General features: G+C 58.7%; 13 protein-coding genes and 1 pseudogene. 6 read left to right on the forward strand and 8 right to left on the reverse strand.

Annotation, left to right across the window (positions count from 1 at the left end; translation table 11 throughout):
* Positions 1–183: 183 nt before the first annotated feature.
* A pseudogene (locus LB453_RS23415) lies at positions 184–336 on the forward strand (Hok/Gef family protein); the annotation flags it as partial.
* Positions 285–395, forward strand: a complete 111-nt coding sequence (locus LB453_RS07465; protein WP_411970220.1) for a DUF5431 family protein — start codon at positions 285–287, stop codon at positions 393–395. The pseudogene LB453_RS23415 and the gene LB453_RS07465, both read left to right, overlap by 52 nt.
* Before the next feature lie 101 nt (positions 396–496).
* Here the strand turns inward: LB453_RS07465 and LB453_RS07470 are convergent, their stop codons facing one another.
* Genes LB453_RS07470 through xseA form a run of 3 tightly spaced genes read right to left on the reverse strand, consistent with a single transcriptional unit; the run spans position 497 to position 3272 of the window.
* Positions 497–841 carry a protealysin inhibitor emfourin gene (locus LB453_RS07470; protein WP_103794350.1) on the reverse strand — a complete coding sequence of 115 codons (345 nt, stop codon included), beginning with the start codon at positions 839–841 and terminating at the stop codon, positions 497–499.
* Positions 838–1851, reverse strand: coding sequence for a M4 family metallopeptidase (locus tag LB453_RS07475; protein WP_103794349.1), 1014 nt, complete (start codon positions 1849–1851; stop codon positions 838–840). Before LB453_RS07475 ends, LB453_RS07470 begins: the two co-directional genes overlap by 4 nt.
* 47 nt (positions 1852–1898) lie before the next feature.
* Complete coding sequence (gene xseA / locus LB453_RS07480; RefSeq protein WP_103794348.1) at positions 1899–3272, reverse strand: exodeoxyribonuclease VII large subunit; 1374 nt, start codon at positions 3270–3272, stop codon at positions 1899–1901.
* A 169-nt stretch (positions 3273–3441) separates the two neighbouring features.
* On the opposite strand from xseA, the gene guaB reads away from it, so the two are divergent.
* The 3 genes from guaB to LB453_RS07495 all read left to right on the forward strand — a co-directional run bounded on the left by guaB (position 3442) and on the right by LB453_RS07495 (position 7443).
* A complete protein-coding gene (gene guaB, locus LB453_RS07485; protein ID WP_103794347.1) occupies positions 3442–4908 on the forward strand; it encodes an IMP dehydrogenase in 1467 nt (488 codons plus the stop codon).
* 72 nt (positions 4909–4980) lie between these two features.
* Positions 4981–6561, forward strand: a complete 1581-nt coding sequence (guaA, locus tag LB453_RS07490) for a glutamine-hydrolyzing GMP synthase (RefSeq protein ID WP_103794346.1) — start codon at positions 4981–4983, stop codon at positions 6559–6561.
* A 99-nt stretch (positions 6562–6660) separates the two neighbouring features.
* Positions 6661–7443: a DUF3750 domain-containing protein gene (locus tag LB453_RS07495; protein WP_103794345.1), complete on the forward strand. Its 783-nt coding sequence runs from the start codon at positions 6661–6663 to the stop codon at positions 7441–7443.
* Positions 7444–7459: 16 nt separating this feature from the next.
* Here LB453_RS07495 and LB453_RS07500 read toward each other — a convergent pair whose 3' ends face one another.
* Complete coding sequence (locus LB453_RS07500; protein ID WP_033753879.1) at positions 7460–7639, reverse strand: hypothetical protein; 180 nt, start codon at positions 7637–7639, stop codon at positions 7460–7462.
* A 264-nt stretch (positions 7640–7903) separates the two neighbouring features.
* On the opposite strand from LB453_RS07500, the gene LB453_RS07505 reads away from it, so the two are divergent.
* Positions 7904–8428: a helix-turn-helix transcriptional regulator gene (locus tag LB453_RS07505; RefSeq protein ID WP_103794344.1), complete on the forward strand. Its 525-nt coding sequence runs from the start codon at positions 7904–7906 to the stop codon at positions 8426–8428.
* Here the strand turns inward: LB453_RS07505 and mgtE are convergent.
* The 4 genes from mgtE to ppx form a co-directional block, all read right to left on the reverse strand.
* Positions 8422–9855 carry a magnesium transporter gene (gene mgtE, locus LB453_RS07510; protein WP_224481681.1) on the reverse strand — a complete coding sequence of 478 codons (1434 nt, stop codon included), beginning with the start codon at positions 9853–9855 and terminating at the stop codon, positions 8422–8424. The two genes, LB453_RS07505 and mgtE, sit on opposite strands and share 7 nt — an antisense overlap.
* Positions 9856–9978: 123 nt before the next feature.
* On the reverse strand, positions 9979–10170 hold the full coding sequence (locus tag LB453_RS07515; RefSeq protein WP_103794342.1) for a YfgG family protein: 192 nt from the start codon (positions 10168–10170) through the stop codon (positions 9979–9981).
* Between the two features lie 122 nt (positions 10171–10292).
* Entirely contained in the window at positions 10293–10889 is a 597-nt protein-coding gene (gene tehB / locus LB453_RS07520; protein ID WP_199187285.1) for a tellurite resistance methyltransferase TehB, read from the reverse strand.
* Positions 10890–10934: 45 nt separating this feature from the next.
* Positions 10935–12461 (reverse strand): exopolyphosphatase, encoded by a 1527-nt coding sequence (ppx, locus tag LB453_RS07525; protein WP_103794340.1) that lies wholly within the window; start codon positions 12459–12461, stop codon positions 10935–10937.

Consider the following 12461-nt stretch of genomic DNA (forward strand, 5'->3'; position numbering starts at 1 on the left):
GCAGTTGCAAAAAGGCATGAGAAGCGGGTCGCTAAGTCGTCGCGTGCGGGTTGGGGAGAAAAGAGGAGAGGGTATAATCGCGACGGCGCTTGAGGTTTCTGCCTTGAGCGATCGGCATGCTGGTTGTGAGGCAGAAAAGAGAAAGCCCCGTAGTTAATTTTCATTAACCCACGAGGCTGCCCAATGTCCCAACAACAGCAGGGTAGCCTCTTACCGCGCTCTGCGCAAGGAGGAGTGACCATGAAATTGCCACAGCTAACGCTGGTTTGTTGCGTATTACTGGTGTGTCTCACACTTTTAATCTTTACCTGGCTGACGCGAAAATCGCTGTGCGAAATCCGTTACCGGGACAACCAGCGCGAGGTGGCTGCTTCGATGGCTTACGAATCTGGTAAGTAGCGACCGGAAGGCGGGGAGGCATCCCCGCCTTAACCGGCTGTTGGACGGACAGGCCTGAAGCGCCTTTACAAGGCCGCCCTCTGCGTGGCGGCCTTTTTTAATGCGCGGGATCGTCACCGTCGCGCCACAGCGCTTCCAGCTCCGGGGGCGCGATCTGCTCAGGGATCAGCAAGACGATAGTGCCGACCTCGCGGTGCGTGGCGTAGCTGATCTGTATGCGGAAGTAGCGCTGATCGCTGCGGCCGATCTCCGGCGCTTTATCTTCAGGCTCGCCCAGCGGCAGCGCCTGTTCCAGAACCTGACAGACGCGCTGCTTTTGCGGCTGCGGCAGCTGAGCCAGCGCGAAACGCCGCGCCCCGCGCAGGCCGGGAATAAAGGCCAGTCCGCCCTCGCGTTCGACCTCAATGACCGCATCGTCGGTCAGTTCAGGAAAGGAACTCATAGCACGCCAACCTCCTTCCATGCCTGTTCAATAGACTGCGCCACGGAGCGATTAAAGCGGCGTTCGCCATGCTGAATGGTCAGCCGGGCGAAGGTGCTGAAATCGGCATCCTGCGGCAGCGATTTGTCGCATACCGTATCGTACCAGGCATGGCCTGCCTGTTCCCAAGCATAGCCGCCCAGCGCTTTCGCCGCGAGGTAAAAGGCGCGGTTAGGAATACCCGAATTCAGATGCACGCCGCCGTTATCTTCACGCGTCTTGATGTAGTTATCCATATGCGCAGGCTGCGGATCTTTGCCCAGCATCGGATCGTCATAGGCGGTACCCGGCTCCGCCATAGAGCGCAGTCCGCGTCCGTTGATGCCACTCGCCAGCAGGCCTTCGCCGATAATCCAGTCGGCGCTGTCGGCGCTCTGCTTCAGATGGAACTGCTTCACCAGCGAGCCAAAAACGTCGGAGAGCGACTCATTTAGCGCTCCCGCCTGCTCGAAATAGATCAGTCCCGCTTCCGTCTCGGTAACGCCGTGCGCCAGCTCGTGCGCCACCACGTCGATGGCGATAGTAAAGCGATTGAAGATTTCGCCGTCGCCGTCACCGAAGACCATCTGCTGACCGTTCCAGAAGGCGTTTTGATAGGCCTTGCCGTAGTGCACGGTGCCGAGCAGCTTTAGCCCCTGATTGTCGAGGGAGTTGCGCTGATAGGTCTGCCAGAAGAAGTCGTAGGTTACGCCAAGGTAATCCCAGGCTTCCCGGGCGGCGATGTCGCCGGTATCAGGCTGGCCTTCGCTGCGCACCAGATCGCCCGGCAGATTTTGGGTGTTTTTCGCATCATAGATTTCACGCTCGACGTGACCGCCCGTCGCCGTCTGCGGCGCGACCGGCTTTTGCCAGTTCTCCGCCATCAGGTGCTGAACGTGCATCAGGGTGCGGCGCGCGTAGTCCTGCTGATGACTGGAACCGTGGGCCACGATGTTACGCAAGATATAGGGAGGAATAACGCTGTAGGACATACCCGACTCCTTGGCACAAGTAATGTGCCAAAAAGTATAGTCTTTGTTCAGGAAGCGGTTTTAGGGCGGCGTTTTTTTTCTGGCAGCAGGCTGGTCACCTGGCTTTCCACCCAGCCGTCGTCAAGGCGCGTGCGCAGGGTATCGCCGCTCTTCAGCTGGGCGGTTTTTTTCACTACCTGGCCGGCACTATCGGTGGTAACGCTGAAGCCGCGCGCCAGCGTCGCCAGCGGACTGACTCCCTCCAGCTGCGCGGCGAGCGTTGCAAAGCGCTGCCGGTCGCGGTTGAGCATCTTCTCCATGCTCTGCTGCAGGCGATAGCGCGTCTGCTCCAGCTGGCGCTGCGCCTGAAACAGACGCGGCTGCGGCTGATGCGCGGCAAGACGCTGAGAAAGACGATCCTGCTGGCGCAGGCTCTGACGCAGGCAATTTTCCATCGCCTCGTTCAGCCGCTGCTGCAGGCGGAACAGGGCGGTCTGCTGACGCGCCAGGCGGAGCTGCGGGTGCTGCTGCTGCAGCCGGTGATCGAGACGGGAGAAGCGGCGTTGTTGCTGCGCCAGATAGTAATCCATCGCCATTTCCAGCCGTTGTTGCTGTGAAAGCAACTGTCGCAGCAGTTCCGTCTGATTTCTGCTCACTATTTCAGCGGCGGCGGAGGGCGTTGGTGCGCGCAGGTCGGCGACGAAATCGGCGATGGTGACGTCGGTTTCATGGCCGACGGCGCTGACAACGGGAATGCGGCTGGCAAAAATAGCGCGCGCGACGCGCTCTTCGTTAAAGCTCCAGAGATCTTCCAGCGAGCCGCCGCCGCGGCCAACGATCAGCACGTCGCACTCCCCACGCTGGTTCGCCAGCTCAATGGCGCGCACGATAGCGGCTGGCGCTTCAGCGCCCTGAACCGGCGTAGGGTAGATAATTACCGGCAGCGAAGGATCGCGGCGGTGCAGCACGCGCAGCACGTCGTGCAGCGCCGCGCCGGTTGCCGAGGTGATCACCCCAACCTGTTTTGCCGGCGCGGGCAGGGGCTGTTTATGCTGCTGGTCGAACAGGCCTTCGCTCGCCAGCTTCGCCTTCAGCAGCTCAAACTGCTGCTGCAGTGCGCCTTCGCCCGCCGGATGCATGCTTTCGATAATCAGCTGATAGTCGCCGCGCGGCTCATAAAGCGTAATGGTGGCGCGCACCAGAATTTGCTGGCCGTGCTGCGGACGGAAGGTGACGCGGCGGTTGCTGTTGCGGAACATCGCGCAGCGCACCTGGGCGCCGTCATCCTTCAGCGTAAAGTACCAGTGGCCCGACGCGGGCTGAGAAAAGTTAGAGATCTCCGCGCTCAGCCACACCGATCCCATCTCCTGTTCCAGGAGCTGGCGCACCGTGGTATTCAGGCGGCTGACGGTAAAAACATTGGCGACGGGCGGTAGCGACATGTGATAGAGATCAAATAGTAAATCAGAGGGTTAATTAACCGATACTACATGGCTGCTAGCGAGGATCAAGAGTTTTTCTAAAATAATGCTGGAGGCAAACGATTACGGCCTGTATAATGCCGCGGCAATATTTTATCTGTTCTCATTCACCCCAGGTTGAGATATTGCCATGCTAAGAATCGCTAAAGAAGCCCTTACTTTCGACGACGTTCTGCTCGTTCCTGCTCACTCCACCGTTCTGCCTAACACGGCCGATCTCAGCACTCAGCTGACGAAAAATATTCGTCTGAACATCCCGATGCTCTCCGCCGCTATGGATACCGTAACCGAAGCGGGTCTGGCAATTGCGCTGGCGCAGGAAGGCGGTCTGGGCTTTATCCACAAAAACATGTCGATTGAGCGTCAGGCGGATGAAGTTCGCAAGGTGAAGAAACATGAAAGCGGCGTGGTAACTGAACCGCAAACCGTTCTGCCGACCACGACGCTGGCGGAAGTCAAAGCCCTGACCGAACGCAACGGCTTTGCTGGCTATCCGGTTGTAAACGAAAGCAACGAGCTGGTCGGTATTATTACCGGTCGCGACGTGCGCTTCGTTACCGATCTGACGAAGCCGGTTACCGCGGTGATGACGCCGAAAGAACGTCTGGTCACGGTGAAAGAGGGCGAAGCGCGTGACGTCGTCCTGCAGAGAATGCATGAAAAACGCGTTGAGAAAGCGCTGGTGGTGGATGACAGCTTCCATCTGCTCGGCATGATCACCGTAAAAGATTTCCAGAAAGCCGAGCGTAAGCCAAACGCCTGTAAAGATGCGCAGGGCCGTCTGCGCGTTGGCGCGGCAGTGGGTGCAGGCGCAGGCAACGAAGAGCGCGTCGATGCGCTGGTCGCTGCAGGCGTCGACGTACTGCTGATCGACTCCTCGCACGGCCACTCAGAAGGTGTGCTGCAGCGCATCCGCGAAACCCGCGCAAAATATCCTGACCTGGAGATTATCGGCGGCAACGTCGCGACCGGCGCGGGCGCGCTGGCGCTGGTGGAAGCGGGCGTGAGCGCGGTGAAAGTCGGCATCGGCCCTGGCTCTATCTGTACTACCCGTATCGTTACCGGCGTAGGTGTGCCGCAGATCACCGCCGTTTCTGACGCGGTCGAAGCGCTGGAAGGCACCGGCATCCCGGTTATCGCCGACGGCGGTATCCGTTTCTCTGGCGACATCGCCAAAGCTATCGCCGCTGGCGCGGCAGCCGTTATGGTCGGTTCTATGCTGGCCGGTACGGAAGAATCGCCGGGCGAAATCGAACTCTACCAGGGCCGCTCGTTCAAATCCTACCGCGGCATGGGTTCACTGGGCGCGATGTCTAAAGGCTCTTCCGACCGTTACTTCCAGAGCGATAACGCCGCTGACAAGCTGGTGCCGGAAGGTATCGAAGGTCGCGTCGCCTATAAAGGCCGCCTGAAAGAGATCGTTCACCAGCAGATGGGCGGCCTGCGCTCCTGTATGGGCCTGACCGGCTGCCAGACCATCGACGACCTGCGCACCAAAGCAGAGTTCGTGCGCATCAGCGGCGCCGGCATCAACGAAAGCCACGTACACGATGTGACCATCACCAAAGAGTCACCGAACTACCGTATGGGATCCTGATCCCGTAAGATTTATCGCCCGGCATAAGCCGGGCGCTTTCATTATCAAGTTACCCGTTCTGGAAACGCCTCAATGACGACGGAAAATATTCATAAGCATCGCATTCTGATTCTCGATTTTGGTTCTCAATACACGCAGCTGGTCGCGCGCCGCGTACGCGAGCTGGGCGTGTACTGCGAACTCTGGGCATGGGATGTCACCGAAGAGCAGATCCGCCAGTTCAACCCGAACGGCATCATTCTTTCCGGCGGCCCGGAAAGCACCACCGAACTCAACAGCCCGCGCGCGCCGGAATATGTCTTTAATGCTGGCGTACCGGTACTCGGCGTCTGCTACGGCATGCAGACCATGGCGATGCAGCTGGGCGGCAAGGTTGAAGGCTCTAACGAGCGCGAGTTCGGCTATGCGCAGGTAGAAGTACTGACCCCAAGCGCGCTGATCCGCGACATCGAAGATGCCATCAGCGCCGCAGGCAAGCCGCTGCTCGACGTCTGGATGAGCCACGGCGATAAAGTAACCGCGATCCCGTCCGACTTCGTTACCGTCGCCAGCACCGAAACCTGTCCGTTCGCCATTATGGCTAACGAAGAGAAGCGTTTTTACGGCGTGCAGTTCCATCCGGAAGTGACCCATACCCGTCAGGGGCTGCGCATGCTGGAGCGTTTCGTGCTCGATATCTGCGAATGTGAAGCGCTGTGGACGCCGGCAAAAATCATTGAAGACGCGGTTGAGCGTCTGCGCGTGCAGGTAGGCAACGACAAAGTGATTCTCGGTCTGTCCGGCGGCGTCGACTCCTCCGTAACCGCCATGCTGCTGCACCGCGCCATTGGCGATCGTCTGACCTGCGTCTTTGTCGACAATGGTCTGCTGCGCCTGAATGAAGCGGAGCAGGTGATGGATATGTTCGGCGATCATTTCGGTCTGAATATCGTTCACGTTCCGGCGGAAGGGCGCTTCCTTGACGCGCTGGCGGGCGAAAACGATCCAGAAGCCAAACGTAAAATTATCGGTCGCGTTTTTGTTGAAGTGTTTGATGAAGAAGCATCAAAGCTGACCGACGTGAAATGGCTGGCGCAGGGCACCATCTATCCTGACGTGATCGAGTCTGCCGCTTCTGCGACCGGCAAAGCGCACGTGATCAAGTCTCACCACAACGTGGGCGGCCTGCCGAAAGAGATGAAGCTGGGCCTGGTCGAGCCGCTGAAAGAGCTGTTTAAAGATGAAGTGCGCAAGATCGGCCTGGAGCTGGGTCTGCCGTACGATATGCTCTATCGCCATCCGTTCCCGGGGCCGGGCCTCGGCGTGCGCGTGCTGGGCGAAGTGAAGAAAGAGTATTGCGATCTGCTGCGTCGCGCTGATGCGATCTTTATTGAAGAGCTGCGTAAAGCGGATCTCTATAACAAAGTGAGCCAGGCGTTCACCGTCTTCCTGCCGGTGCGCTCCGTGGGCGTGATGGGTGACGGCCGTAAGTATGACTGGGTCGTCTCGCTGCGCGCAGTTGAGACCATCGACTTTATGACCGCACACTGGGCGCATCTGCCCTATGATTTCCTCGGCCGCGTCTCTAACCGCATTATCAACGAGGTCAACGGTATCTCCCGCGTGGTATACGATATCAGCGGCAAGCCGCCGGCGACCATTGAGTGGGAATAACCTTTCCGCTTACACTGAAGCGCGTTGATTAATTCCTCGCCAGCCTCTCGTCAGAAAGGCTGGCGATTTTCTTTCCGCTTTTCACTCCAGGAAATATCTATGCTGCCACTCAAGGCATTCAGTTTCTGCATTCTGCTGGTGATCCTGCTGTCGCTGGGGGCCAGCCTGGCGCAGGCGACGCGCAGTGGCGAACAATCGGGCGGTCAGGGCGGCTGGTGGTCGGCAAGGCGCGATTCATCCGGCCTGGCACCCGATCCACAGCGCTATGCGGCGCAGGCGATCGTGCAGGTCTACGCCGCGCCGACCTACGGCTGGAAAGGGGCGGTAGCGGTGCATCCGTGGATAATTTTCAAGCGCGCAGGCGAGACGCGCTACAGCCGCTATGAGGTAATTAGCTGGGGCAGCGGCGATAAAGTGCGGCGCAACAGTAATCTGCCAGATGGCTACTGGTACGGCGCAAAACCGCGCCTGCTGGTGGAGCATCGCGGCGAGGCGGCAGAGGCGATGATCCCGCGCATTGAGGCGGCGATCCGCTCTTATCCCTGGCCAAACACCTATCACGCCTGGCCGGGGCCGAACAGCAACACCTTTCTCGCCCATATCGGACGGGAAGTGCCGGCACTGAAACTCGATATGCCCGCCAACGCGCTCGGCAAGGATTATCGTCCGCTGTGGCGTCCGGTTGGCTTGCCGCCGTCAGGTCGCGGCATTCAGGTTTCCGTGCTGGGCGTAGCTGGCGTAACCATCGGTGCGGAAGAGGGCGTTGAGCTGAACGTGCTCGGGCTGAATATGGGCGTAGATTTTACGCCGCTGCGTCTGCGGCTGCCGTTTATTGGCGGCATCGGTAATCAGAACGTTCAGCAGGACAATCCGCCGGGCTGACTGCCCGGCGCAGGCCTCAGCAGACGCCGAAATCGCCCTCTTCATGGTAGAGGTTAACGCTGTCTGCCTTGACCTCAATCTCTTTTTTCGTCGCGTCATCAACGCGCGCGCACCATAACGTCTCGCCTTCCACGCGCAGCACCAGCATCTTCGGGCCGCCGGTTTTAGACTGCACAAAATCATCGGGTTTAAACATGCTTATCTCCTTGGGTTTTAAGCAAGTGTAGGGCGCGCCATACGCGCCTGCATAAAATTTTTTGCGGCGCCTCTTCCATGATTTTCCCTGAGATTACCCAAATAAAATAGCTTCAGGCTGGCTGCTTTACAGACCATATTTTCTGGTCTGGTTGTCAATTGACAACCAGGTAAGTCCGGCGTAAGGTACAGGCAAATGGAAAGAAGACGGCATCCAGATAGAGAGATCGAGGCGGCGCTGCGCAAACTGCACTAAGGAGCAATCATGGAATATATCTTTACGCTGCGTTTTCAGTTGCCGAAACCGCTTTTGCCAGAAAAGCAACTGCAGCAGCAGCTTATCGAAGCGGGATGTGACGATGCGCTCATCGGGCTGGGCGTGCCGGGAAAAGTGGCGCTGGAGTTTACCCGCGAGGCATCCAGCGCGAAGCGGGCGGTGCTGAGCGCTATCCTGCATGTGCAGCGCGCGGTGCCGGAAGCGCAGCTTATTGAGGCGGCGCCTGACTTTGTTGGCCTGACCGACGTGGCGGATATTATCGGCGTTTCGCGTCAGAATATGCGCAAGCTGATGCTGAACCACAGTACGCACTTTCCGCAGCCGGTACATGACGGCAAAACCGCGCTCTGGCATCTGGCGGACGTGCTGGAATGGCTGGAGCAGCGCGGCAGCTACGCTATCCCCGCCGGGACGCGCGATCTGGCGCAGGTGACGTTGCGGCTTAACCTGCAGCAGGCGATGCAGCGCTATGCGCACTGCATCGCCTCCGCTGCTGACGCCGGTAATCAGTGATGGAGCAGAAACAGCGTCGCCAGGCCAAGGAAAATAAAGAAGCCGCCGGTATCGGTAATGGCGGTAATCAGGACGTTGGAGCCAACCGCCGGATCGCGCTTCAGTTTGGTCATAATCAGCGGGATCAAGACGCCCATTAGCGCCGCCAGCAGCAGATTAAGCATCATCGCCAGCATCATCACGCCGCCCAGCTGCAAATTGCCATACATCAGCCAGGTGATCAGCCCCATTGTGCCGCCCCAGAACAGGCCGTTAAGCAGCGCTACGCCCAGCTCGCGGCCAATCAGAAATGAAAAGTTGCCTGGCTCGACCTGATGCAGCGCCAGCGCGCGCACGATCATGGTAATGGTCTGGTTGCCGGTATTGCCGCCGATGCCGGCGACAATCGGCATCAGCGTCGCCAGCGCCACCAGCTGCGAGATGGTATCTTCAAACAGCCCGATCACGCGCGATGCGATAAAGGCGGTACAGAGATTGATCGCCAGCCAGGCCCAGCGTCGGCGCACGGCTTTGCGCACCGGCGCGAACACATCCTCTTCCTGGCTGATACCGCCCATGCGGCGAATATTGCTCTCGTTCTCTTCGTTAACCAGGTCGATCACGTCCTCAATGGTGACGCGGCCAATCAGTTTGCCTTTGGCGTCGATAACCGCGGCGGAGATAAGGTTATAGCGCTCAAAGGCGCCCGCCGCGTCTTCGGCTTTGTCGTTGAGCTGAAAGGTGGTAGGCGAGGTGTTCATCACCTCTTCGACGCGCTTTTTCGGCTTGTTGAGCAAAATATCGGTCAGTGACAGCTCGCCCAGCAGCAGGTTGTCATCATCGGTGATGAAAATCTTGTCTGTGCCGTCCGGCATGCTTTTTCGGTGGCGCAGATAGCGCTGCACCGTGGCCAGCGTAACGTCGGCGCGCACCGTCAGGATATTGAAATCCATAATGCGCCCGACGCGATCGCGATCGAAATCGACCACGCTGAGCACGCGCGCCCGCTGCCCTGGCTCCAGCGAGGCGAGCAGACGGCCGGTCAGATCGCGCGGCAGGTAGCGCGCCAGCCACACCTGGTCGTCGATATCGAGCGGTTCAATGGCGCGCAGGATATCGCGATCGCTCATCTCTTCCGTCAGGCTGTCCCAGACGGTTTCCGACGCCTCAACCAGCACATGGCCGCGCTTCGCGACGGGCACCAGACGCCACAGCGCCTGGCGCGCCTCTTCCGGCAGCGCTTCAAGAATATCGGCTAAATCTGCTGCGTGCAGCTGAGCGATATCCTGCTCCAGCGCAGCCTGGTGCGCCGCATTTTCACGTTGCTGTTCAGGAGTGCGATCGCCGGATTTCTCCAGCAATGCCTCTACCAGATCTGGCTCACTGAGCAGCAGCGTCAGAATGCGATGACGAATTTCACTTAAACGTTGAGTATGCGAGACAGACATAACGAGTCCTTTGTGTCTGAAAGTTACAGCACGAAGTGTAGCGTTTCGCCTCGCAAAAGGACGCAAAAAAAGACGCGGTTATTCAGGCTGCGTTTAGCCGGAGGAGGCAGAGGACATAAAAGGTTAACGGCTGTCGCGAATAGTGGTGCTCAACGGAGTGGCATCCGGCGCAGCTTTTTTTTGCTGATGATGTTCAAAAGCGGCGGGCAGGATAAAGATCAGGCGGCTAAAGAGAATAATAAAGCTAATCAGTAACACGATCCGGGTAAAGGAACTGGTTTTGGCACGTCTTCGGGAAGGGATGGCGCTGTTCACGCGAAATGTTTCCTGTAATGACCCTGTCGGGCGATAGCAACATTTAGTCATAATGCTGCGTTGAAATCAATCAATGATTAAAAAAAGAGCAGGGTGAAAGGGGCCGCATGCGCAGCCCCGCTTTACAGGCTGGCTTTTTGCGCCAGCAGCGTGGCGAAGCGGCAGCTGATACGGTTGCCCTGTTCGTCGCGCTTATGCAGCTGACCAACATGTTCGTTATATTTCAGGATATGCCAGTTACGGTAGTAGTGGCTCAGCTCGCCCGATTTAAAGGTAAAAGGGAAGGCGAGCGGGCAGGGATAATCGTCAGTGCTCATCGCCGCCACAATCAGGTTATGCCCGTCTCTTACCGTGCTCGCCTGCATATCGGCGATCAGCTGCGGAATGGTCTCCGGCTGCAGAAACATCATCACCACGGTGGAGAGCACAAAGGTGTAGCCGCCGTTGAAACGCGTCTGATTCAGATCGCGCTGCTCGATATGAATGTTGGTGATGCCTTCCTGAGCGGCAATCTGCTCAAGACGCGCCAGGCTGGCGGGATTGTGATCCCAGGCGGTGACGTCAAAGCCGTTCTGGCTCAGAAACAGGCTGTTGCGGCCGTTGCCGCAGCCAAGATCGAGCGCTTTGCCGGGATTAAGATGGGGCAGCGCCGCCAGTACTTCAGAATGGGTCGGCGTCAGGCCATAGGTTTCGGCAAAATAGTTTTCAGTTTTAATCATGATTCGCTTTTATCAGAGAACAGAAGGGCGCAGGCGCCCATCTGCTCAGGCTTCTTCTTCCAGCATCAGCTTCCAGCCGGTGACTTCGTTCCAGTAGGTTTGTTCACGCTCCAGATCGAGCTGCACCAGGTTGTTCTGGCTGAAATAGCCCGCCGGGAACGTCAGCGTCCAGTGGCCTTCGTCGGTCGTCAGCTTCAGCGAGTCGGGACGGGTGGTCGCCTGACGCTGATTATTGAGTAAGGTGCCAAGGCGCAGCAGGAACAGTAGCGGCAGGAACTGTTTTTTCTTGAACAGCATGACGCGCGGCAGATCTTCGACCTTGACGGCTTTACGGTGAAAGCGTACCAGCGCCGCCAGCAGCGTTTGCTGATCCTGGTTAAAGCCAGGCAGGTTGGTGTTTTGCAGAATATAGGCGGAGTGGCGCTGCATACCGCTGTGGTTGATGGTGAGGCCCACTTCGTGCAGCATCGCCGCCCACCTCAGCAGCGCCGCCAGCTGCGGATTCGCCAGCTTAGGATTTTGATCGCGCCACTGCAGATAGAGCTGATCGGTGGTGTCCAGCACGCGACGCGCCTGATCGTTGTCGATCGCGTAATGGTTCGCCAGGCTCTGTGCCGTTCGGCTGCGGATATCCTGATGGCGGAATCGGCCCTCCATCTCGTAAAGCACGCCTTCGCGCAGCGCGCCGTCCGAGAGGCGCAGCTCGCGGATCGCCAGCGCGTCAAACACGCCGCAGATAATCGCCAGACCCGGCACGAACACCGATTTACGCTCTTCAGAGAGGCCCGGCAGGCTCAGCGCGCTGAAAGATTTATGCTTCATCACCTCGTCGTAGAGCATATCTAGCCGCTCCGGCGTGATCATCTTCTCTTTCTCGCCCATCGCCAGCAGCACTTCGCACGCCGCCTTAATGGTGCCCGACGCGCCGAGCGCATACTGCCAGCCGTGCAGGCGATACTGCCACGCCAGCGTCTCCAGCTTCTGCGTCGCCGCCAGGCGCGCGCGGCGGAAGTTCTCGCGGCTGATCTCCCCGTTAGGGAAATAGAGCTGGGCGAAACTGACGCAGCCCATGCGTCGGCTTTCGACCAGCTGCGGCTCGAAGTTTTCGCCGATCACCAGTTCGGTCGAGCCGCCGCCGATATCGATCACCAGCTTGCGACCTTTTTCCGGCTGCGTATGTTCGACGCCCATAAAAATCAGCCGCGCCTCTTCATGGCCGGAAATGACCTCGATAGGGTAGGGGATCACCTCAGCCGCGCGCTGCAGAAACTCCTCTGCATTTACCGCCTGGCGCAGCGTATGGGTGCCGACAATGGTGACGTTGCTCGCGCTGAAGCCCTGCAATCGCTCGGCAAACAGCGCCAGGCAGCTCAGCCCGCGCTCTATCGCCTCTTCGCTCAGGCGATTTTTGCTGTCGAGACCGTCAGCCAGATGCACGCGCTGCTTCAGACGGCCAAGCACCTGCAGAGCGCCATCCACCACGCGCGCAATGACCATATGAAAGCTGTTTGAGCCAAGATCGATTGCCGCAAATTCTTGCGGTCTCGGCGTACTTTTATGAGAAATGGGCAT

The organism is Pantoea agglomerans (assembly GCF_020149765.1).
GTDB lineage: Bacteria > Pseudomonadota > Gammaproteobacteria > Enterobacterales > Enterobacteriaceae > Pantoea > Pantoea alvi.

Bases quoted from the DNA above. Each gene is read 5' to 3' on its own strand.
- LB453_RS07470 (WP_103794350.1), bottom strand. From the start codon at position 841: ATGAGTTCCTTTCCTGAACTGACCGACGATGCGGTCATTGAGGTCGAA.
- LB453_RS07475 (WP_103794349.1), bottom strand. From the start codon at position 1,851: ATGTCCTACAGCGTTATTCCTCCCTATATCTTGCGTAACATCGTGGCC.
- xseA (WP_103794348.1), bottom strand. From the start codon at position 3,272: ATGTCGCTACCGCCCGTCGCCAATGTTTTTACCGTCAGCCGCCTGAAT.
- guaB (WP_103794347.1), top strand. From the start codon at position 3,442: ATGCTAAGAATCGCTAAAGAAGCCCTTACTTTCGACGACGTTCTGCTC.
- guaA (WP_103794346.1), top strand. From the start codon at position 4,981: ATGACGACGGAAAATATTCATAAGCATCGCATTCTGATTCTCGATTTT.
- LB453_RS07495 (WP_103794345.1), top strand. From the start codon at position 6,661: ATGCTGCCACTCAAGGCATTCAGTTTCTGCATTCTGCTGGTGATCCTG.
- LB453_RS07500 (WP_033753879.1), bottom strand. From the start codon at position 7,639: ATGTTTAAACCCGATGATTTTGTGCAGTCTAAAACCGGCGGCCCGAAG.
- LB453_RS07505 (WP_103794344.1), top strand. From the start codon at position 7,904: ATGGAATATATCTTTACGCTGCGTTTTCAGTTGCCGAAACCGCTTTTG.
- mgtE (WP_224481681.1), bottom strand. From the start codon at position 9,855: ATGTCTGTCTCGCATACTCAACGTTTAAGTGAAATTCGTCATCGCATT.
- tehB (WP_199187285.1), bottom strand. From the start codon at position 10,889: ATGATTAAAACTGAAAACTATTTTGCCGAAACCTATGGCCTGACGCCG.
- ppx (WP_103794340.1), bottom strand. From the start codon at position 12,461: ATGCCCATTTCTCATAAAAGTACGCCGAGACCGCAAGAATTTGCGGCA.